The 22,764-nt window shown below is 37.8% G+C and carries 22 protein-coding genes; 2 read left to right on the top strand and 20 right to left on the bottom strand.

What is annotated here, in order from left to right:
- Nucleotides 1-139: 139 nt before the first annotated feature.
- From NV349_RS04925 to NV349_RS04880, 10 genes are all read right to left on the bottom strand, one after another.
- Nucleotides 140-1,291, bottom strand: coding sequence for a M20 metallopeptidase family protein (locus NV349_RS04925; RefSeq protein ID WP_271912503.1), 1,152 nt, complete (start codon nt 1,289-1,291; stop codon nt 140-142).
- Nucleotides 1,292-1,455: 164 nt separating this feature from the next.
- A complete protein-coding gene (gene sdaAA / locus NV349_RS04920) occupies nt 1,456-2,364 on the bottom strand; it encodes an L-serine ammonia-lyase, iron-sulfur-dependent, subunit alpha (protein ID WP_249645909.1) in 909 nt (302 codons plus the stop codon).
- Nucleotides 2,365-2,378: 14 nt separating this feature from the next.
- Nucleotides 2,379-3,041: an L-serine ammonia-lyase, iron-sulfur-dependent subunit beta gene (sdaAB, locus tag NV349_RS04915; protein WP_036124814.1), complete on the bottom strand. Its 663-nt coding sequence runs from the start codon at nt 3,039-3,041 to the stop codon at nt 2,379-2,381.
- Nucleotides 3,042-3,392: 351 nt separating this feature from the next.
- Complete coding sequence (locus NV349_RS04910) at nt 3,393-5,042, bottom strand: DAK2 domain-containing protein (protein ID WP_271912502.1); 1,650 nt, start codon at nt 5,040-5,042, stop codon at nt 3,393-3,395.
- A gap of 18 nt (nt 5,043-5,060) precedes the next feature.
- Nucleotides 5,061-5,420, bottom strand: a complete 360-nt coding sequence (locus NV349_RS04905) for an Asp23/Gls24 family envelope stress response protein (protein WP_004269431.1) — start codon at nt 5,418-5,420, stop codon at nt 5,061-5,063.
- A 108-nt stretch (nt 5,421-5,528) separates the two neighbouring features.
- Entirely contained in the window at nt 5,529-6,734 is a 1,206-nt protein-coding gene (locus tag NV349_RS04900; protein WP_058843491.1) for a GGDEF domain-containing protein, read from the bottom strand.
- Nucleotides 6,735-7,394: 660 nt separating this feature from the next.
- The gene (locus NV349_RS04895; protein ID WP_271912501.1) at nt 7,395-8,999 is read right to left on the bottom strand and encodes a M20/M25/M40 family metallo-hydrolase; all 1,605 of its coding nucleotides are present in this window, start codon (nt 8,997-8,999) and stop codon (nt 7,395-7,397) included.
- A gap of 38 nt (nt 9,000-9,037) precedes the next feature.
- Nucleotides 9,038-10,459: an amino acid permease gene (locus tag NV349_RS04890; protein ID WP_036124822.1), complete on the bottom strand. Its 1,422-nt coding sequence runs from the start codon at nt 10,457-10,459 to the stop codon at nt 9,038-9,040.
- 101 nt (nt 10,460-10,560) lie between these two features.
- A complete protein-coding gene (locus NV349_RS04885; protein ID WP_036124824.1) occupies nt 10,561-11,322 on the bottom strand; it encodes a dimethylarginine dimethylaminohydrolase family protein in 762 nt (253 codons plus the stop codon).
- Nucleotides 11,323-11,336: 14 nt separating this feature from the next.
- A complete protein-coding gene (locus NV349_RS04880; protein WP_089931986.1) occupies nt 11,337-12,209 on the bottom strand; it encodes a dimethylarginine dimethylaminohydrolase family protein in 873 nt (290 codons plus the stop codon).
- 267 nt (nt 12,210-12,476) lie between these two features.
- Here NV349_RS04880 and NV349_RS04875 point away from each other — a divergent pair, with 267 nt between their 5' ends.
- Both NV349_RS04875 and rpmB read left to right on the top strand, forming a co-directional pair.
- Nucleotides 12,477-13,220, top strand: a complete 744-nt coding sequence (locus NV349_RS04875; RefSeq protein ID WP_058843516.1) for an IclR family transcriptional regulator — start codon at nt 12,477-12,479, stop codon at nt 13,218-13,220.
- Nucleotides 13,221-13,405: 185 nt separating this feature from the next.
- The gene (rpmB, locus tag NV349_RS04870) at nt 13,406-13,594 is read left to right on the top strand and encodes a 50S ribosomal protein L28 (protein WP_004227417.1); all 189 of its coding nucleotides are present in this window, start codon (nt 13,406-13,408) and stop codon (nt 13,592-13,594) included.
- Between the two features lie 96 nt (nt 13,595-13,690).
- On the opposite strand, the gene spoVM is transcribed toward rpmB, so the two are convergent.
- From spoVM to def, 10 genes are read right to left on the bottom strand one after another with little or no spacing between them, the layout of a single operon-like run.
- Nucleotides 13,691-13,792 (bottom strand): stage V sporulation protein SpoVM, encoded by a 102-nt coding sequence (gene spoVM / locus NV349_RS04865; RefSeq protein ID WP_099805045.1) that lies wholly within the window; start codon nt 13,790-13,792, stop codon nt 13,691-13,693.
- A gap of 18 nt (nt 13,793-13,810) precedes the next feature.
- Nucleotides 13,811-14,461 (bottom strand): thiamine diphosphokinase, encoded by a 651-nt coding sequence (locus NV349_RS04860; protein WP_089931984.1) that lies wholly within the window; start codon nt 14,459-14,461, stop codon nt 13,811-13,813.
- Nucleotides 14,458-15,126 (bottom strand): ribulose-phosphate 3-epimerase, encoded by a 669-nt coding sequence (gene rpe / locus NV349_RS04855; protein ID WP_058843488.1) that lies wholly within the window; start codon nt 15,124-15,126, stop codon nt 14,458-14,460. The genes NV349_RS04860 and rpe overlap by 4 nt, the downstream gene beginning before the upstream one ends.
- A 2-nt stretch (nt 15,127-15,128) precedes the next feature.
- Complete coding sequence (gene rsgA / locus NV349_RS04850) at nt 15,129-16,013, bottom strand: ribosome small subunit-dependent GTPase A (protein WP_036124921.1); 885 nt, start codon at nt 16,011-16,013, stop codon at nt 15,129-15,131.
- Between the two features lie 11 nt (nt 16,014-16,024).
- Complete coding sequence (gene pknB / locus NV349_RS04845) at nt 16,025-18,010, bottom strand: Stk1 family PASTA domain-containing Ser/Thr kinase (protein WP_271912497.1); 1,986 nt, start codon at nt 18,008-18,010, stop codon at nt 16,025-16,027.
- Nucleotides 18,011-18,012: 2 nt separating this feature from the next.
- On the bottom strand, nt 18,013-18,762 hold the full coding sequence (locus NV349_RS04840) for a Stp1/IreP family PP2C-type Ser/Thr phosphatase (RefSeq protein ID WP_058843486.1): 750 nt from the start codon (nt 18,760-18,762) through the stop codon (nt 18,013-18,015).
- 6 nt (nt 18,763-18,768) lie between these two features.
- On the bottom strand, nt 18,769-19,911 hold the full coding sequence (gene rlmN, locus NV349_RS04835) for a dual-specificity RNA methyltransferase RlmN (RefSeq protein ID WP_036124927.1): 1,143 nt from the start codon (nt 19,909-19,911) through the stop codon (nt 18,769-18,771).
- Entirely contained in the window at nt 19,911-21,272 is a 1,362-nt protein-coding gene (rsmB, locus tag NV349_RS04830; protein ID WP_036124929.1) for a 16S rRNA (cytosine(967)-C(5))-methyltransferase RsmB, read from the bottom strand. The genes rlmN and rsmB overlap by 1 nt, the downstream gene beginning before the upstream one ends.
- Nucleotides 21,269-22,210: a methionyl-tRNA formyltransferase gene (gene fmt, locus NV349_RS04825; RefSeq protein WP_036124932.1), complete on the bottom strand. Its 942-nt coding sequence runs from the start codon at nt 22,208-22,210 to the stop codon at nt 21,269-21,271. Before fmt ends, rsmB begins: the two co-directional genes overlap by 4 nt.
- A 1-nt stretch (nt 22,211) precedes the next feature.
- Nucleotides 22,212-22,706 carry a peptide deformylase gene (def, locus tag NV349_RS04820; RefSeq protein WP_036124934.1) on the bottom strand — a complete coding sequence of 165 codons (495 nt, stop codon included), beginning with the start codon at nt 22,704-22,706 and terminating at the stop codon, nt 22,212-22,214.
- Nucleotides 22,707-22,764: the final 58 nt, after the last annotated feature.

Here is a 22,764-nt window from a genome sequence, read left to right as displayed (position 1 = left end):
TCCCACAACTCCCTTCATTCAAGTGGTACTCTTTATGTAACCATCCTAGCTTCCTATATCTAATGTATCATATATTAATTCGCAGCCTCTACACATAAGCAAAAACCCCATCAATGCATGATAGGGTTATAAACGTCTGTCATTTATATTGCAAAATCATGTCAATAAAAAGCTTAATGGCATCAGGAAAGACATCTTCATCTAAATCAAATTTTGGATGATGATGTGGATATTGGCTTTTTTCGCCACCCATCCCAACAAAAATAAATGCACCTGGCCTATGCTTTAGATAATATGAAAAATCCTCGCCCCCCATTACTGGATCAACAAGCTCGAATACATCCTGCCCAAAATTTTCACAAACGATAGATTCTACGAAGCGTGATTGCTGAGGATCATTGATAAGGGGAGGCGTCCCTATAATAAAATCGATTGTCCCTTTCGCCCCAAAAGCATGGCAAATCCCTTCTGTTAAACTTACCATCTTCGCTTGAATGGTAGCTACTGTTTCAGGAGTTAATGCCCTAATCGTTCCTATTAATTTTGCTGTCTCTGGAATAATGTTATACGTTGTTCCTGCTTGAATATTTCCTACTGTAATAACGCCAGCCTCAATAGGATTGATTGTTCGACTAATGATACTCTGAAAGGCTTGCATTAAATGGCTCGCAATATAAATGGGATCAATCGTTTCATGTGGCATTGAACCATGTCCACCATGACCTTGAATCTCAATTTCAAAATCATCGACCGAAGCCATCATTGGCCCATGCGTTAAGCCTATTTTCCCTTTCTCTAAACCCTGCCATAAATGAATACCAAAAATAGCATCAACATTTTCTAGCACGCCATTTTGAATTAAAAAATCTGCTCCACTTGGTGTGATTTCTTCAGCTGATTGGAAAATAAGCATAATATTTGACTCGATTTTTTCCTTATTCATCGCTATCCATTGTGCTACTGCCAATAAAATCGCTGTATGCCCATCATGACCACACATATGTGCCACACCTGGCTTTTGAGAGATATAGGGCTTATCACCTTCTTCAACAATTGGTAAGGCATCTATATCTGCTCGTAAGGCAATTGTCTTCGTACCTTTTGTTCCTTGAATCATAGCCACTACGCTAGGAGGATCATACTCTAATATTTCAATTTGAAGCTGCTCTAATCGTTTACGAATAAATTGACTTGTTTCAAATTCTTGTCCAGAAAGCTCTGGATATTGATGAAGATAACGACGATCCTCTATAGCTTGTTTTGTTAAAAATGGTAGATTAGTTATTTCCACTAAAAAAACTCCTTTTAATTTACCTTGAGCGTTCCTACAAAGGAATGGAGCGTCTGATAAAGCCCCCCTTACAAAATGGGTGCTTATTTTATTATACTAAAATCATTCGCAACTAAACCAATATAAAAACATGCTACCTTTTTAGATAGCATGTTTCACCAGTTTTATTGAAGAGCTTTAATACTTTGTAGGCCACCATTTTCAAGTATAGCTTTACTAATAGCCTTTCCTGTTGGTGTTGCCGCTAGACCGCCTCGTGCAGTCTCTTTCAGATTCGGACTCATGGATTGTCCAATGCGATACATAGCGCCAATTACTTCATCACAGGGAATACGACTTGTTACACCTGCAAGTGCCATATCTGCCGCTACTAGCGAGTTAGATGCACCCATGGCATTACGTTTGACACATGGTACTTCAACAAGACCTGCTACTGGATCACAGACAAGACCAAGCATATTTTTTAAGGTAATGGCAAATGCTTCCGAACATTGCTGTGGCGTACCTCCAGCCATTTCAACAATGGCAGCAGCAGCCATTCCTGCAGCAGAACCAACTTCTGCCTGACAACCACCAGCAGCACCTGAAATGGAAGCGTTATTCGCAACCACAAACCCAAAAGCTCCTGACGTAAATAAATAACGGATCATTTGCTCACGAGTTGGATTTAATTTATTTTTCACTGCAAAAAGCGTTCCTGGTACAACACCTGCAGAACCCGCTGTCGGCGTTGCACATATTGTTCCCATCGCTGCATTTACTTCATTTGTTGCAACGGCTTTGCTTACAGCATCTAATAATAAATCACCTGATAGTGATTTTCCTTGCGCAATATAATTTTGAAGCAATACGGCGTCCCCACCAGTTAAACCTGTTACTGATTGCACACCTTGTAATCCTCGTTCAATGGCTTCTTCCATCACGGTTAGATTTCGATCCATTTGTTGGATGATTTCTTCTCGCGTTCTGCCAGTAATCAATATTTCCTGTTCGATCATGATTTCTGATATTAATTTTCCTTCTTGCTCTGCTCGTTCTACAAGCTCACGAACATTATGAAATAAAACGTCCATTTTGGGACACCCCCTTAGTTATTAATTTTAGAAACCTTTGTAATATGTGGAATTAAAGATATTTGCTGTAGCACCTTATCTTCAATGTTTTGATCAATTTCAATCACCATTAGAGCTGTTAAACCACGTTCTATACGTGAAACTTCCATATGCCCAATATTGACTTCATGCATTGCTAAACAATTGGCTACATTGGCAATACAGCCAGCACGATCATCATGCACAACAAGAATTGCTGGCATACCACCTGTTAAACGTAGCTTAAAACCATTGACTTCACTGATTTCAATTTTTCCGCCACCAATCGAAATACCAACTACAGACATTTCCCCTTCATCGTCTCCAATGACAAGCCGAGCTGTATTGGGATGCTCCGTATTAGCCGTTTCGGGAATAAATTCATATTCTAATCCCACTTTTTCGGCCTCTTCAAATGCTATTTTAATACGGTCATCAAATGTATCGTAATCTAATAGGCCCCCCACTATCGCAACATCTGTACCATGTCCTCTATACGTTTCAGCAAATGATCCATATAAATGAATTTTTGCCCATTTAGGTTGTCTACCAAATAAATCCCTTGCAACACGCCCAATGCGAGCTGCACCTGCCGTATGAGAGGAGGAAGGCCCAATCATGACTGGTCCAATAATATCAAATACTGAAGTAAACTTCATACAAACACCCCTCTATTCTATTCATATAATAATATTTATTTTTACTTATATCATGCTTGATAGCTACTATAAAAGTAAAGCATTTAATTTATCAACTTTCAGAAAATTACCACTACTATAATTTATAGTAACTATATAGGTTTATTTTTTGTCCACACCATATATACACATCAATAAAACAGTTGATATTCCAATAATTCCAAATTTTTTATCCTCTGGACACGTACATCTAGCTGTTCATATTTAGCACGTTTTTACTAAATATTATACATCCTCTTCTTTGTAGCATAAACAAAAGCAGTACACGTTTTGTGCACTGCTTTCTTTACGGAATAGCAAAGTAGCATGTAATTATTCTACTGAAATAATATATGGATATAACCCTTGTTTACCATCAAATAATTCAACTTCTACATCTGGATAGTTCTCTTCAATGAAAGCTGCTAATGCTGAAGCAGCCTGTTCAGTTGTATCTTCGCCATAGATCACTGTAACTATCTCAGCATCTTCATCGACTAAATCTGTGATTACCTTTTCTGCTGCATCCTTTAATGCTGGTGTAGAAAGGACAATTTTACCTTCTGCTAATGCCATAAAATCATCTTTACGGATTTCCACACCATCAATAGATGTATCACGCACTGCATAGGTTACTTGACCTGTCTTCACATTAGCAAATGCATCGGACATTGTCTTTTTATTTAGATCAACAGCTGCTTCAGGGTTAAACGCTAAAATCGCTGCCATCCCTTGTGGAATCGTCTTCGTAGGAACAACCGCTGCGTCAATCTCTAATAGTTCAACCGCTTGCTCTGCTGCCATAACGATATTTTTATTATTCGGTAAGATTAATACTTTTTCTGCACCGATTTCTTGTACGGCTTTAACGATATCTTCAGTTGAAGGGTTCATTGTTTGACCACCTTCAATGACATATGAAGCACCGATAGAGCGCAATAATTCTGCCACACCCTCACCCATCGCAATCGTTACGATAGCATACGGATGTTTTTCTACTTTTTTGGCAGTCGTTGGTGCTTTATGCTCCTCACCAACAATCGCTGAATGCTGCTCACGCATATTATCAACTTTTATTTTAATAAGACTACCGTATTTTTGTCCGATTGATAAAACAGAACCTGGTTGCTCAGAATGGATATGAACTTTCGCAATTTCTTCATCGGAGATCACAAGCAAAGAATCCCCAAAAGGATTTAATTCATTACGGAAATGCTCCTCATCGAAAGGTTCTTTCCCTTCTTCTAAACGCACCATTATTTCAGTACAATAGCCAAATTCAATATCTTCAGTATTCATGAAATCCTGTACTCTATGATGCTCTGCATTGATTAAATCATCTAAGGTCGCATCATTTTTCTCTGGAAGAGGCTCACCTTTTAAAGAGGCTAGAAACCCTTCATACACAAATAGTAAGCCCTGACCACCACTATCCACAACACCGACCTCTTTTAAAACAGGTAGCAATTCAGGTGTGCGATCTAATGAAGCCTTTGCTTCTGCTGTAAAAGCTTCCATCACGGCAATGATATCGGTTTCAGTTTCTGCCACTTCTACACCTTTTTTTGCCGCCTCACGTGCTACTGTTAAAATAGTTCCTTCTACAGGTTTCATAACAGCTTTATAAGCTGTATCAACACCCGCTTGGAAAGCCGCTGCAAAGCCTTTTGCATCAATGGTTGCTTCTTTTTCAATAAACTTCCCAAAGCCTCGGAATAATTGCGATAGAATAACGCCTGAATTTCCGCGCGCACCCATTAAAAGACCTTTTGATAATGCCTGTGCTGTTTTACCAATATGTTCTGAAGCGGCAAGTTCTGTTTCCTTTGCGCCAGATGTCATCGATAAGTTCATATTAGTCCCTGTATCACCGTCCGGTACTGGGAATACATTTAATGAATCTACATAATTTGCATTTTGGTATAGATGATGCGCACCCATTTGTACCATTTCAGCAAACTTTATACCGTCTAAAGACTGCATTCGATTTAGTTCCTCCTCTTAATTCGCTACACGAACGCCCTGTACAAAGATATTGACAGATTTTACGCTCATACCTAATGTTTTATCTACTGTATATTTCACTTTCGATTGCACTTGGTAAGCAACTTCCGAAATTTTTGTCCCGTAACTAACAATAATGTACATATCTATATGTAAATCGTCGTCCTGTTGTCGAATAACAACACCTTTTGCGAAGTTTTCTTTACGTAAAATATCAGTTAGACCATCACGAATTTGATGTTTAGATGCCATGCCAACAATACCGTAGCATTCTACAGCAGCACCACCAGCAATTTGTGCAAGTACATCTGTTGAAATATCAATTTGGCCGAATTCATTGTTTAATTCAATTGACATAGGAATGCCTCCTTGGCTCTTTTTGACTAAAGTATATTGTAACACTTTCGTTATAATTTAAGCAACCTAAGGCAGTATAGAAAGGCTTTATAGCAACGTTTTCTGACTTCAAATAGACGCATTTTCCTTTCCGTCAAAAATTGCCATTTTACGAAAATAGTTATTTCGTCCGTTCTGCTTAGCTAAATATAACGCTTGGTCAGCAATATCACAGCATGTTTGTAAATGCTCATACATTGTCAGGTTAGCATGACACATTCCAATACTAACCGTTACGTATTGAACAATATCTGATTGCCTATGTGGAATCTTTAAGTCACGCACTTCCTTTAAAATTTCTTCACATATAGGCTCAGCAAACTTCTCAGTATGCTGACTAATCATAATAAATTCTTCTCCACCCCAACGAGCAACAAACGCCTGATACTTCTCTGCAATTTCCGCCAATAAGGAGGCTACTTTAACAATGACCGCGTCACCCTGTATATGTCCATAGTAATCATTAAACTTTTTAAAATAATCAATATCAATCATCATTACCGTTAATGTTTGTGGTTGATGAAGCTGATGTCCTATTTTAGTCAATTGCTGATTAAATGCTCGTCGATTTGGCAGATTCGTTAAAGGATCTTTTAGTGCTTGCTCTGCTAATGCTTTATTTTTAACAGCTAGCAGCTCTGATAATTGTTTCGTTTTGATCATTTCTTCATCCAATAAAATATGCTGTGTAGTTATTTGTTTTCGAACCTTGTAGGTCTGATATTGAATTATGATACCAATCGGAATTAAAAGAGACATCGGTAATATGACTTTAATATTCTCACTGGACATGCCAACACTCAAATATGTACTCGCAATAATTGCTGGTGCAGAAAGTAAAATAATCCAACTAATTTTTCGTAAAGGTAATGCAAATACCGTACAAATAATGATTAAAATCACCTCATATAATGCTGCATGATGAAAGAAATAAACATCCATTACCGAAATTGCCGTAATCAATAGCATAATCGTGTAAATATAAATAACAACTAGGTGTTCATACTTCTGTATATTAACAGAGGTAATGTGAATTCGTTTTTCCCTAACAAATAACAATACGGCTATATCTATATAAAACATGGCGATATGAATGGCAATATAGACGGGGACCATGGCTCTTTCTGCTTTGACAAAGAAAACCTCTCCATAATGAATAAGGGAAATAATAGCCGATACATACATAAGTGACCAAGCAACTGTTCTCATCCCTTTTAAATTCGACTGAACCATTTCTTTGCGAATAGAAAAAGCTATTTTTTCTTGATTTTTCATAATACTCGCTCCTATTGTCCGCTTTCAGTTATATAATGTTCTATATGTATCGTCTAAAGAATGAAAAATACAAGTAGGTCGAAATTTTTTTGATAAATAAAAAAGTTGATACTTTTATAGCATCAACTTTGCATAGTGTTGAAAAACAAAACCATCCATAGAATTTTTGTGAAAGGTGAAAATGGATTTCCGTTACAGGCTATTGCTTGCCTGTCTCGCTATCCCAAGGGAGTCAAGTAGCCTTCCACGCCAATGTTTCTTTTTAGCAAAGGTTTTCAAATAAAATGTAGATGTTCACTACTCATTTTATGTAGAGGTGTTGTCACTCATCACTTCTCCACATTGAAGAGCCTCTTTTCTTTAATTATACAAATAATGAGCTATTTTGATCGCTTCGGCTAGTATAGATTGGAGTGGAGCCAGCGTCACTCCTAGGGGAATTAGCAGGTGAGACCCTGGAGCGAAACGCAGTGAGTGAAGCGGCTCGTCGGACGCCCCCTGGAAAGGAGTCTGGCGGAACGGAAATCAACCCCTCGCCTTGCGAAAGGTTCTTTTTCTGCTATTGACATCACCTTTTTTCAACAAGATGAAAAGTTGATACTTTTATAGCATCAACTTTGTTTATATTATATTCAGTTCAATATTTTAAAATTTATTTGACTAAAAAAGACTTTTAATAAGCTTGTCGATCATAACAGGCATTTCTTTAAAGGCACTATCCACATGCAGTCTTTCTGTTTTTTGGTGTGCATCTTTGCCAAAGGGACCGACATTTAATACAGGCCCCTGTAATGCAGACATTTCTTTAAACGGAATACTATACGTATCTCCCCATACAGGTGTGTTACGTTCGAATGCTAACCACTCGTTTGAATCATCTGTGTAGTTAACATAACTTAAATCACAAATCCCGTTAAAATAATGAATCTGCTCCACCTCAATAGCAAATGTTTGAGCCGTTTTCTTCATCAATTCAATCGATTGAATAACAAGTGGATGATTGGATGAATTAATTGCTGGATAATAAGGTGGTGCATATAGCAAAACTGTTGCTGGTGCTAATTCCTGACAACGAATCATGAGCTGATCAACAATACGTATAGATTTTTCACGATCGTCCCATGCGTGATGCTGAAGAACTTGCTGTTTGATCGTTCGCACTTCCTCCTCACCCAATTTATGGATAGCATGCTCCAACAATGCCTCATATCGCAAAACCTGTACATTCCCTACCCCTTGTACTTTTTCTCGGGTGCAAACTTTTTGGTATTGCTCATTACAAGCAGCCATGGCTTGTAATGCCACTTGTTCAAAGATAGCCATTACTTCTGCAGCTGTACGTTTTAATAAAAATACATTGTACAGTGCAGCCGCACGATATGGTGTTTGTGTAGAATACTCCATTTTTAAATCTTTTAATTGTAAAGAAACTGGCAGTGGCGTACTTTCTCCCAAATCTGTTTCACGGAAAAGAGGATTCCACTCCATGTACTGTGTCATATAAGAAGCAATAAAGTTAGCGGTCATGCCCTTTAAAGGTTCGCCAACATGCGTCTCTTTGCCATAAAATAAAGCAGCTGGCATTATTTTCCCTATAGTACCTGAATAGATATATTCATTTGTATCAGATGGCCCTTGCGAAAAGGAAGGTTCACTATTTAAAAATAATTTATAGGTTAGCCCATGTTGTTCACGAAGTCTCACAAGCTCCACAACAGCAGCTCGCATTCCAGCAGAGTTTACTTCCTCATCAGGTACAGTAGTTAAAATCAAATTAATTGGCCATTGTTCAAAGCTTGCCTTTTCAATGAGCTGCATATGTAAAGCAAGTCCCATTTTCATATCCATTGTGCCACGACCAAATAAATAATTACCTGACTCCAAATCAATTCTAGCCGCTTCTGGTAAATCTTCTTTGTATTTAGACTCCATCAGTTTTTTTGTTAATTCCTCTGGATAAAAAGCTAGTGGCTCTAGTTCTCCATATTCCTCCGTATGCACTGTATCGAAGTGACTGATTAACACCACTGTTTCTGTTGCTGTTGGGTGCTTATAAAATGCCGAAACAGCATTTCTTCCAAGCCCTGCATCATGTAATTCAATAAGCTCTGGATGTTTTTCAAAATATGGAAGCGTTAACAATTTATCTTTTAATTTATAGGCAAAGTCATTTTCACCCTTTGTCAATGTCCTGCTTTCCCAACTGACAATTTCACATAGCAATGCTCGCAGTTTTTCAGGTGTATTCCACATATAATTATTCATACAAACTCTCCTTTAGCCTCAATTCGTTAAATTTTTGGTTAACGAATTTCTAGTGACTCTTCACTTTTACTATCTGTCGTTGTTGCATTTTTTAATTTCAATTGATAAAAAATCATACAGGCAATAAAGAAGCCAATCCCGTACAGTAAACCGATTCTTTGCGTTGGATCAAACGCTAAAAATACTAAAATAAATACACAAAAGATAATACAAAATACAGGTATTAAAGGAAATAGAGGTGTTTTAAATTTTAAATCAGCCAAATTTCCTCCAGACTTTACATAACGATAGCGGAACATTAGTTGAGAAGCACAAATCCCCATCCATGAGATTGTGACAGAGATTCCGGCCACCGACATGAGTAACACAAATACTGCATCAGCTTCCATTACACTTGTTAATAAGGATAATAGTGAGAAAGCCATTGTAAAAATGAGCGCATTTAAAGGCACTTTATTTTTAGTCAATCGACCAAATAACTTAGGTGCCATTCCCTCTTGTGACATAGAGAATAATAAACGTGTTGACGCATACAGACATGAATTGCCGACTGATAAAATAGCCGTTAATATAACAAAATTCATGATACTAGCTGCATATGGAACACCTGCTATATTCATCAACGTTACAAATGGACTCTCTACAAGACCAAGCTCTGATGCTGGGAATATCGCCGATAATACAATAATGGAGGCAATATAAAAGACTATAATTCTAAAAAGAATAGTACGAATCGCTCTTGGAATATTTTTTTCAGGGTTCTCGGTTTCACCTGCTGCAATACCAACAAGCTCTGATCCCTGATAAGAGAAAATAACATTCATCATTGTGACAAAAATAATAGAAATACCTGCTGGGAATAAACCAGTAGGTGCTAAATTTGTCAGATGTGGCGTTGGACGATCTGCTAATGGAATTAATCCGAAAATGGCCGCACCACCTATAATGATAAATGCTATGACTGCAACAACTTTGATACTAGCAAACCAGAACTCTGCTTCAGCGAAGCCCTTTGTTGTTAAAGCATTTAAGACAAATAAAAGAACCATAAACACAGCACACCAAATCCATATTGGTACAGTTGGAAACCAATGTTGCATTAAAATCCCAGCAGCTGTAAATTCAACACCAGCTGTGGCGGCAGACCCGACAAAATACATCCAGCCTAATGAAAAACCAGCTGAAGGACTAATGAAACGTGTAGCGTATGTTTGGAAGGAGCCTGTAACTGGCATATAAACAGCCAATTCCCCAAGACAGTTCATGACCATAAACAAAATTAGGCCACCAAACAAGTAACCAATTAGAGCACCACCTGGTCCTGCTTGATTAATGGTATAGCCAACATTTAAAAATAAGCCCGTTCCAATAACACCCCCAAGTGAAAGCATTAATAAGTGACGGCTTTTCATCGATCGATTTAATTGATTGTTGTGAAGCTGATCCCCTTTATTCAACATCCATCCCTACTTCCCATATAGTGTAAATATTCAGATAATCAAAGAATAAAAGTACCCAATCAATTTTCCCTTTTAAATTGATTGGGCAATGTTAGCATGTCTTAAAAACGTAATGATAAACAACTTAAGCCACCATCGTGTTTTCTAAACTCAGACATCTCAAGTTCAATAGTTTGATAGCCAAGATTTTGTAATTTACGATTTGTTTCTGGGTAGCCAGCTGGAATAATAATATAATCATTTACTTGAATACAGTTAGCAGAATATTCATCTTCTTTAGGAATCACGATTTTATCATAAGATTCAAATGCAGGGTGATCGACAAACTCACCAGCTACCACCATACGATTATCCCCAACATAGGCAACCCCTGTTTTTAAATGGAAGAACTCTTTTAATGGAATAATAGTCGCTTCATAGCCTTCTTGCTCAACAATTTTTTTAAATTGCTGTGCGCCTTCTTCATTTGTACGGTCTGAGATCCCTACGTAAAATTTCTTCTCTGCTTGTAATACATCTCCACCATCAAGCGTTCCAGAGCCTTTAATATAGTAAATTTTTTCAAAGAATGGTTTCACTGCTGGTTCAATATCTTCGATTTCACGATTACGAGCAGCTGCTCCAGGGTTTGAGATAATAGCAAATTCAGATGTTAATACTGCCGTATCTTCTACAAATGTTGAATCTGGGAATGCTTCATTTGCTGGTAATTGTGTAACCTCAACGCCACATTTTTTCAAAGCATCTATATACTTTTCATGCTGTTCAAACAATTTTTCTAAAATGGGTTTACCTAAATCACTAGTTGTTAAACCGTTTACAAAACTATTTCCTGGATTTTTAACAATAACATTTTTAAACATAATTTTCGTCTCCTTTATCCTCTTACTACTGGACAAGTTAGGCATGTTGGCCCACCTGTTCCTTTAACAGTAATTTCATCACCTTTATATTCAAACACTGTTGCACTAGCATCAAGTAGCTGTTGTTTTGTTACTTTGTTCCCTTCAGGAATAACGCACACTCTTGGTGCAAGCGCCAAGACATTACAGCCCAGTGCATCATACTCATCCTTCGGTACTTCTATTAATTGGATACCTCGCTCGATAAGCAGTTGTCGGAAAAATACTGGCATTAAACGTGAATGTACAACAGCTAAATCTCGATCTACCATACTTATGAAAGACATTAAATGTAAACACTCAGCTTCACCTAAGTCATGGGGTAGCTGCACAACAATAAACTCATCCACCATATCCGCTGTCATTTCCTTTAATTGATGGATAGCTTCATCATTTGTACGATAACCTCTACCTACAACGAGTGTTCGATCATCTAACCAAACAAGATCTCCACCATCTGATACCGCCTCTCCTGTTAGTTCCCCAATGATTGGAATACCTTTCTCCTGTAAAAAGGCCTTATATACTGCTGCTTCTGGCTGTCTCAATTTTTTGCCAGATTTCAGTATAATGGCGCCATTTGGTGTGAATTTAACTGGATCATGTGCATAAAGCGAATCTAACCCTACTTCATCATTAGCAGGCAAATAATCAATCGTATCAACATACTTTTCAAGAATCCTAATAAATTCAGCATATTCTCTTAGCGCTTCTTCATAGTTAGGCTCAGATAAATAGTTAAATGTTTTCCATTCATCGCTAAGATGTGCCTGGCTTCGGAAAGCATCTTTCGGATGTTTTACTATAACGTGTTTCAAAGGTGCATACATTGATGAACAATAATGCATTCCCTTCACCCCTTTTCCGTGTAGTGGAAAACGTTTCCGTTAAGAGGAAAGTTTATATGAAAAATATATTCGTTTTATGCTATACTGTCAATATATTTAGAAAACTTTTTATTTTTCCTTTAATCTAAATTTGATTTATCCATTGAAAAACAATTGTACGAGGATTCATTTTACACATCTTTGTATAGACATCTATTCGCTCGAAAATATTGGAACTAGACGTAATTGGAGAATAAAAATAAAATAGGAGGAAGGGAGGTGGGGCAAATGCAATTATTAGAGCGAGCTATGACGATTGCGAAGGTTTTAGCATCTGAAGCAAATGACCGTAGCTTGTCTATTTCAGAGCTTTCTACAAAATGCGATTTACCACTAAGTACTTTACATAGAATTTTAAAAGCCATGATTAAACAAGGTATGATTGAACAGGATGAGCAGACTAAGCATTATCGCCTCGGAACAATATGGATGGAACTTGGCTTACAGGTATATGACACGATGGATTATATTAGTAAAATTAGGCCTGAATTAGAACGCTTAGCAAGAGAAGTTGAAGAAAGTGTCTATTTAAGTAAGCCTGCTGGTTTAGATACAATTATTATAGAAAGAATAGACAGTGCTGCAAATCCGATTCGTATTTATGACCAACTTGGCATTCGCATACCTATGCATATTGGCGCAGCCAATAAAGCCATTCTTGCTTCTATGCCTGACACTCAGTCAAAAGAAATTTTGGAACAGCTAATAACGAAAGACGAAATTGCTGAATTAGAAGGACAACTTCAAAACATCCGACAGCAGGGCTATGCAATAAGTCATGGAGAACGAACTGCTGGTACTTCCTCCATTGCGGTATCTGTACAAGATGGTTTTGGTGAAGTGATAGGTGCAGTGAGCATCGGCTTTGTGAATTTTAATGTCTCTCAAGATCATATTAATACATTAATTGAGCGCTTAGTTGATACTGGTAAACGTGTATCGACAAAACTTGGTTATCGTGGAAAAGGGTAGTAATACTTCTTTTCTTAAGTTTCCCTTCTTTTACTAACTGATTTTTGCCTGTAAAGGTTTTTTTCTTGAAAGGATATGTGAAAACTATTGCACTGAACGCCATCGTATGTTAAATTATTATGGTATGTGAAATACCGAACTGAAATAATAATCTTTCAGCATCAACAGTAAGGAGGGAATACAACATGCCAAAACAATGTGTAATCACTGGACGTAAAGCTCGTACTGGTAACAACCGTTCCCACGCTATGAACGCTAACAAACGTACTTGGGGTGCTAACCTTCAAAAAGTTCGTATCTTAGTTGACGGTAAACCAAAACGTGTATGGGTTTCTGCTCGTGCATTAAAATCAGGTAAAATCGAGCGCGTTTAATCGCCGCTTCTAAAAAATCGATTTCGCATTGGGCGCAAATCGATTTTTTTCTTTTTACAGTATTCAATATACTTAACGTAAAAAATCCGACTAACATTAGTCGGATTTTTTTACTTTCTTATCTTTTTTAAATAGGTTAATACACGTACGCGTGATACTACTCACGAATTTCGGCAGCTGGAACGTATATACTTTCAGGACTCTCTCCCCCTTACGCTAATCTATGCTTCTTATCATTAAACATATGCCATGCGAGAAAGATATAGACCCTGAAGTTCCTATTATTTCATTACTTGTAAATCGTGATGTTCCTAAAGAGATTTCCTCATTCGTTGTTTCATATTTTACTTGCCGTAATGTCACATTTTGAATCGGTTCCTCATGAGCAAAAAAAGACAAGTATCGGTATCGATCATCTGCAAAAATAGTATGCGTACCAGGTAATAAAAATTGCAACATATTTGCATGATTAATAATCTTCAGCTCAATTTGAGGATGCTCTTTTTGGAGTCGATAAATGGAACGAACCGCTGCCTCATAATGATCTAAGCGCCCACCTGTAACACCTGTTAGGACAATTTCTTGAGGTGCATAAGTATAGGCTTTAAGCAAAGCTAAATCCGTGTCTGTTTCATTTTTCTCTTCCTGAAAACGTTGTTGGTCATTGGTTTGTGCCATCACAAATTGATATTCCTCATCTGTTAAGGAATCAAAATCACCAACAATGGCATGAGGGGTAATCCCATGCTCCAGTAAATATAAAGCACCACGATCTGCTCCAATAAATACTACATCCTGTTGTTGAAACGATGAAAATGAGCAAAGCTCTTGTTTTGGACCACCTGCACAAACAACGACTATCGTCATCTCTTAATCGCTGCCTCACCAGCCGCTAAAATCTCTTGGAGTGCAGCTGTTCGATCTTCTTTACTATAAATAGCTGATCCTGCCACAAAAATCGTCGCTCCAGCCTGTGCACATGGAACAATCGTTTCAGCAGTAATACCACCATCAATTTCAATGGCAATCTCTAGACCCCGCTCTTTAATAATTGCCGATAATGCTTCAATTTTAGGTACAACAGAATGAATAAATTTTTGTCCACCGAAGCCTGGATTAACAGTCATCAACAATACCATATCGATATCTTCTAAAATGTGTTGAATCGACTCTATTGGTGTATGTGGATTTAATACTACGCCAGCCTTTACACCATACGAACGAATTAATTGTATTGTTCGGTGTAAATGACGACATGCTTCAACATGCACTGTAATATAATCTGCACCAGCTTTTGCAAATTGTTCAATATACTGATCTGGATTTTCAATCATTAAATGTACATCTAACGGTAAATTCGTTAATGGACGGATAGCATCCAATACGATTGAGCCAAATGAAATATTCGGTACAAAGTGACCATCCATGACATCAATATGAATCAGTGTTGCACCTGCTTGCTCTACTTCTTTTACTTCTTCCCCTAATTTTGCAAAATTTGCTGCTAAAATTGATGGTGCTATTTGTATCATCATTAATACCTCGGCTTTCGATCCATAATTTCTTGCATAAATTGTTCATAATGCTTGTAGCGGTAGTCACGAATTTCTCCCGTTTCTACTGCTGCCTTTACTGCACATTTTGGCTCTTTCAAGTGTAAACAGCCTCTAAATTTACAATCATCCGCCACTCTGACCATTTCAGGAAAACATGCGCCTAATTCCTCTTTATCAATTTCATCAAAATCAAAAGAACTGAATCCAGGAGTATCTGCCAATAAACCATCACAGACCTCAATAAGCTCGACATGACGAGTAGTATGTTTTCCTCGCCCTAAGCTTTGAGAAATGATGCCTGTTTTTAAGTTTAATTCAGGAATTAGTGTATTCAGCAAAGTTGATTTTCCAACACCAGATTGACCTGCTAATACAGTGGTTTTTCCTTTTAAAATAGGCTGTAGGCGTTCAACTAATTCTTCTTCATCTTTATAGGTTTGTAAAACCGTATAGCCCATGTTTTGATAATCGACGATATATTGCTGTAATTCCTCACGTTTATCATTTTCCAGCAAATCCATTTTTGTTAAACAAATAATAGGATGTACATGGAATGATTCTAAAACAACTAAAAAGCGATCCAATAAAATGGTATTGAAATTAGGTTCTTTTACGGAAAATACTAAAATACCTTGATCAATATTGGCAATTGGCGGACGAACTAATTCATTTTGACGCTCCAAAATCTTTTGAATGGTACCATCCGATCCTTCTGTTTCCGTTGAATATTCTACAATATCACCAACAAGCGGGGATTCTCCGCGATTGCGAAAGACCCCACGTCCTCGACATTGAATAAGTTGATGACCATCATAAACATAATAATAACCGCTTAATGCTTTTCTTATTTGGCCTTGCGCCATCCAATTCCTCCTTAATTGACATCCTCATATTTAACTTTGTCTTCTAAGATTATTTCTGAGTCACGGATAATTCTATAACTTGCATCTTTGCCTTCTTCAATAACAAGCTGTATATTGTAAGGTGTATCATCTAAAATTGGAAACTCTACTGGTTCAGAAAATGTATGATTTTTATCTTGAATTTCAATGCGAATGTTTTGAGCTATACCCTCTTCTGTAGGTTTATACTCAATGACTACAGGTATGACCAGTGGTTTATCAGGCTTTTTCGCTGGTCCTTTACTGATCACAACGGATATGAAGGAACCTTCTTCCACCATAGTACCCGCTTTTGTCAATTGTGATATCACACTGCCCGCAGGAATCGACTCATGATATTCTTCACGTGAAATACGCCAATTAAGGCCAACTCTCCTCACATAGTCATCCATATCCGCTTTTGTATAATTATTGAGGTTTTCAAGCCTTATCATTCTAACCCCTTGGCTTACTTTAAACGTAATTGTTTCTTCCTTCGCAACAACTTCAGTATTTGGGGGTATACTTTGCTCAATGATTCTTCCTTCTGGTTCATTAGAAGGGACATCCTCTTTTAGTACTTCTTTATACTTTCCTTTTATTAAAGCTTCCACTTGACTATAATTCTGTCCAACATAATTATCTACAGTCGTCATTTCCACACCTAAGCTGACGATTAAATCAATCTCTGTGCCTTTTGTACGCAATGAATTTTTTGCTGGATCTGTTTCAATGATCTTACCTTTCTCAATTTCCTCATGGTTCCGCTCCTGATGCTCCTCACCAACAACAAACCCCTCTGCTTCTAATTTTTTTGTAGCTTCTTCCACAGTTAAATTTGTCACATCAGGTACAGAAATCTTTTTCGGGCTAAACGAATCTGTTGCAAATAAAAAGAATAGGAAGATGACAATCACAGCAATCAATAATCCAGCAACATACTTTGGCCAATTTTTCTTCTTTCCCTTAACAGGAGCTGGTTTTTCAACAGTTTTTTTAGGCTTTGCTTGAGATGGTGTTTTCACTTCCATAATCGGTTCCATAACTCTCGTTTGGGTTAAATCTTCGCCTTTTTTATGAACAGGCTCTTTAATAATTGGTATAGCTTTCGTCGTATCATTATCAACAGGTATGACAAATTTTGGTTCGTTTACTCGTGTTGGTGATAAGACTGTTTCCAAATCATCATATATTTCTTCCACTGTATTATAACGATGGGAAGCATCTTTAGCCGTAGCCTTCAGCACCACATTTTCCAAACTTTGAGGAATGGTTGCATCAAAAGCACGAACAGAAGGTGTTTCTGTTTGTAAATGCTTGAGTGCAATGGAAACCGCTGATTCTCCAGAAAATGGTAATTCACCTGTTAATAATTCATATAGCACAATGCCAAGTGCATAAATATCTGATTTATTAGTAGCCGTCCCGCCTCGGGCTTGCTCAGGCGATAAATAATGCACCGTACCTAACACTGAATTTGTTTGTGTAAACGATGTAGCACTTAACGTCATGGCAATACCAAAATCAGTTATTTTTACATTCCCCTCCGCATCCATTAAAATATTTTGCGGCTTAATATCACGGTGGATAATATGATTTTCATGGGCATTTGCAATGGCAGACGTTAATTGTTTCATAATATGCACACTTCTAGCAGGAGAAATTGGTGCAAATTCTTGTATGTACTGCTTTAACGTTTTTCCTTGAACATATTCCATCACGATATAATGTAGATCGCCATCGTCCCCTACATCATAAACACTAACAATATTTGGATGTGTAAGACTTGTAGCAGACAGTGCCTCACGTTGAAAACGTCGATGTAATTCATCCTCATTGGAAAAATCATAGCGTAATATTTTTATGGCTACATCACGGTTTAATATCATATCGTGCGCTAAATAAACATTGGACATACCTCCGCCACCAATGAGCTGCAAAATTTTATAACGGTCACTAATTCTTTTACCTACAAGCATTCTTACACCTCCTCATCCTTTTTTGTTAGTAGCACGAGGGAGATATTGTCTTCTCCCCCGCTGGCATTTGCCAATTCTACAAGCTTACGTCCTTTTTCTTCAATGGCATCTGGATACGTTATAATTGAAGCCATTTCATAGACAGTGAGTTTATTGCTTAAGCCATCTGAACAAATGAGTAAATACGATTCTGATGCTAAATCTACTTCATAAAAGTCTGGCTCTAGCGTTTCCTCTGTTCCAACAGCTTTTAAAATGAAATTTTTCTTTGGGTGTGTCAAAGCTTCTTCTTCACTTATTTCGCCATTTTCTACCAGTACATTTACATATGAATGATCTCTTGTTATTTGTTGTGCACCATCTTCAAAGAAATAATACACACGACTATCCCCAACATGTGCAATGAAGCAATGATACTCTTCTATTAACACCGCAATAAACGTCGTGCCCATTCCTTTACAGTCTTCATGTGATAAAGAATAGTCATATATCGTTTTATTCAATTGCTTAACTGTGTGCAATAACCATTCTTTTTTTGATGTTGTTGATACAAAATGATGTGCGTCTGCCTGTAAAAAAAAGGATTCCATCTGTTTAATTGCCATATCACTTGCTACATCACCAGCATTATGACCACCCATGCCGTCCGCCACAAGTGCTAGTGCAAGCCCGTCAGGACGTTTAAAAAATGCAGCACGGTCTTCATTAATTGATCGTTTTAAACCAATATCACTTTCGACTGTGTATTCCAACACTGGTCACCTCGTTTCTTCAGATCTCTCTTGAGCACGTAATTGACCACACGCAGCTGCGATATCTGAGCCTTGCTCTCGGCGGATCGTTACGTTAATCCCATTTTTCTTTAAGGTTTTTTCAAAAGCAAAAATTTGACTACGAGACGTACGAACATAATCACGTTCTGGTACGTAGTTGACAGGAATCAAGTTAACGTGACATTTAATTCCTTTAATTAATGCCGATAACTCCTCTGCAATTTCCACTGAATCATTTTCACCAGACATCAATCCATACTCAAAACTCACTCGTCGCCCTGTTTTTTTAGTATAGTAACGAACAGCCTCCATTAATTCATCCAATTTGTATGCACGAGCAATTGGCATTAGCTTTTGACGTGCCTCTTGGTTTGGTGCGTGTAGTGACACGGCGAAGTTAATTTGTAATTGTTCATCTGCAAACTGATAAATTTTTGGAACAATCCCTGATGTTGATACAGTAATATGACGTGCACCGATATTTAACCCTTTTTCATGGTTGATTACTTTTAAGAAGTTCATCATCGCATCATAGTTATCGAAAGGTTCGCCAATACCCATAATGACAATATGCGATACTCGCTCGCCCACTTCATCTAAAGTCTGCTGCACTTTGACAACTTGCTCCACGATTTCTCCTGCTAGTAGATGTCGCTTCAAACCACCTAAAGTGGAAGCACAAAATGTACAGCCGATTCGACATCCTACTTGTGTTGTTACACAAACAGAGTTGCCATATTCATGGCGCATTAATACGGTTTCGATTGAATAGCCATCTTGCAATTGAAATAAAAATTTAATGGTACCATCTTTAGATTCTTGCTTAATAATGGTTGATAGTGTTGTTAACGCAAAATTGGCTGTTAACTTATCACGCAATCCCTTTGAAAGGTTCGACATTTCTTCAAATGTCTTTACACGTTTATTATACAGCCAGTCAAAAATTTGAGTAGCACGGAAAGGTTTTTCACCGTTTTCTGTTAACCATTCTTCTAACTGATATGGCTGTAAAGAATAAATAGATTCTTTTAAATTTGGTTTTTCTTTCTTGACACGTCGGACGGGCTTGTCTTCCGCTTCATCAACTAAATCGTTAATACGTTCATTAAATTTCTCTTGATCCACCATTAGTTGGATTCTCCTTTTTTACGAAAGGCGGCAACGAAGAAACCGTCACTGCCAAAGTCTTGTGGAAAGACTTGAAGCATGCCATTAGCTTGCTTTTCCGCTAATTTTGTTGGTAAAGACTCTAGTTGTATTGCTTCCATTTCTGGATGCGCTGTTAAAAAGGCATGAACTGTGCCTTCATTTTCTTGTAGATCGACTGTACAAGTACTGTACACAAGCTTTCCATCTGTTTTCAATACTTTAGTTGCTGCCTCAAGTAAAGCTAATTGGATTTTTTGTAGATTTTCTAAATCTTCTTCTCGCTTTGTATATTTAATATCGGGCTTACGTCGCATAACCCCTAGCCCACTACATGGTGCATCAACTAAAATAGCATCAAAAGACGCTGCTTGTAAAAATTCTGGTGCTTTCCGTCCATCAATTGGGGCTGTTTCAACAATATCAAGCCCTAGACGTTCTGTATTATGGTCGATTAAATCTAATTTATGTGGATGAAGGTCTGTCGCTAAAATAGATCCTTCATTTTTCATTATTTCGGCTAAATGTGTTGTTTTTCCACCCGGGGCTGCACACATATCAAGGACACGCATGCCAGGAGATGGATTTAACACTTTAGCAGGTATCATTGAACTTTCATCTTGGATAGTAATGTGACCTTCTTTAAATACTTTTGTACGTGCAGGTTGACCATTGGTTACACGTAAACATTCAGGCATTAAATCACTTTGCTGTACTGTTAATCCTTCTTCCTCTAGTTCAGCAATAGCCTGTTTAACCGTTGTTTTTGTTGTATTCACACGCACTGTTTGCATAGCTGGCACATTGTTTTCATGCAACATTGCTGTTGCTAGCTCTAAACCGTAGTTTGCTACAAATCGTTGCACTAACCACTCGGGATGGCTTGTTTCAATAGCAAGTCGCTCCATTGGATCTGCTATATCCTCTGTAGAAGGAACGCCGCTACGTAACACCGATCTTAAAATCCCATTCACCGTCGAAGCAATACCACGATGCCCTCTACGCTTGGCAATTTCCACTGCTTCATTTACAGCAGCATGTGGTGGGATACGAGTTAAATAATGAATTTGATACAACGATATTCTTAATAACCAACGTACCCAATGATCGACTGACCCACGAATAAAAGGCTCTAAATAAAAATCAAGCGTCATTTTATGCTGTAAAGTTCCATACGTAATTTCAGTTAATAAGGCACGATCTTTCGCCTCAATTTTATGTCGTTTAATTGTTTCGTTTAGCAATAAGTTGCTATATGCTTGGTTTTTATCAACTGCTAATAGAATAGATAATGCAGCATCTCGCACATTTCCATCCCAAATCACTACACTTTTTTTACTCATTTAAATTGGTCCCCAATCTGTAATTTAGAACCTGTACCACGTAAATACTCCTCTGCGGTCATACGCTTCTTGCCAGCTGGCTGCACGTCATATAATGCTAAAGTTGTACCGTTGCCAGCTGCTACTTCAAAATGATCTTTCTCAATCGCTACAACTGTACCTGGATTCGTCTCATGCTTGCATTTACCAATAGCTGCCCACCATACTTTAAAATTACCATCCTCAAAAGTTGTATAAGCAACCGGCCACGGATGAAGACCACGTACTTGATTGTATAAAGTAGCAGCATCGTTTGTCCAATCGATGCGTTCTTGCTCTCTCGAAATATTGCTGGCGAAGGTAACAAGTGCTTCATCTTGGACTGTTCGGCTATTTGTACCATTTATAATAGAAGGAAGTGTCTCTTTTAGGAGCTCACAACCCACTATGCTTAGCTTTTCAAAAAGGCCACCTGTATAGTCGTTTTCTTCAATAGGAATCGCTCTTTGAGAGATAATATCTCCAGCATCAAGCTTTTCTGCCATATACATAATGGTTACCCCAGTCTCTTTCTCGCCATCTATAATAGCTTGATGAATAGGAGCGCCTCCACGGTATTTTGGAAGTAGTGAGGCATGAACATTAATGCAGCCAAAAGCAGGAGCATCTAATAGCTCCTTTGGTAGTATTTGTCCAAAAGCTGCTGTTATCACTAAATCTGGCTGTAGAGCAAGAATTTGTTGTAACTCTTCAGAGCCGCGCAATTTTTCTGGTTGAATAATTGGTAAGCCAAGTTCCAAAGCTGCAGCCTTCACAGGTGGTGGTGTCAATACACGCTTTCGCCCAACTGGACGATCTGGCTGTGTCACAACTGCTTTAATATCGTATCCTTCATCATGTAGCATACGCAAAATAGGTGCTGAGAAGTCAGGTGTCCCCATAAAAATTATAGACGTCATTTTATTCCTCCTCTTCTGCGTACAGTTCTTCAAGTTCTTCTGCTGTAATAATACGCTTGATTTTCGAATCAAACAGCACGCCGTCTAAATGATCAATTTCATGTAAGATGGCACGGGCATCAAAGCCTCCTGCTTCTAATTCATATACACGTCCTTCACGATCACAAGCTTCAATTTTAACATAGTTAGGACGTTCTACTTCACCATATAACCCTGGAAAGCTCAAGCAACCTTCAATATCTATTTCCGCTCCATCTGTTTCAATAACCGTTGGATTAATCATTTCTAAAATATCGCGTTCCTCACCTAGTTCTACAATTGCTACGCGTAAGCCTACATCTATTTGTGGCGCTGCAATACCAACGCCATCATATTCCACCATTGTGTCATATAAATCATCTAGTAATGCAATGATTCCATCATTAATTTCTGTCACTTCTGCACATGGTGTTGATAGTACTTTTGCTGGGTTTTCGATTACTTTTTTTATAGCCATTCTCATTTCCTCATTTCTGTATTCAAGCTAGTGCAATAGCTGATTGTTCATTTTACTA

Origin of the sequence: Lysinibacillus sp. OF-1 (assembly GCF_028356935.1) — a bacterium.
GTDB classification, from domain to species: Bacteria; Bacillota; Bacilli; order Bacillales_A; family Planococcaceae; genus Lysinibacillus; species Lysinibacillus fusiformis_D.
Note: the sequence above shows the minus strand (reverse complement) of the source record. Positions and strands in the feature narration are given on the sequence as shown.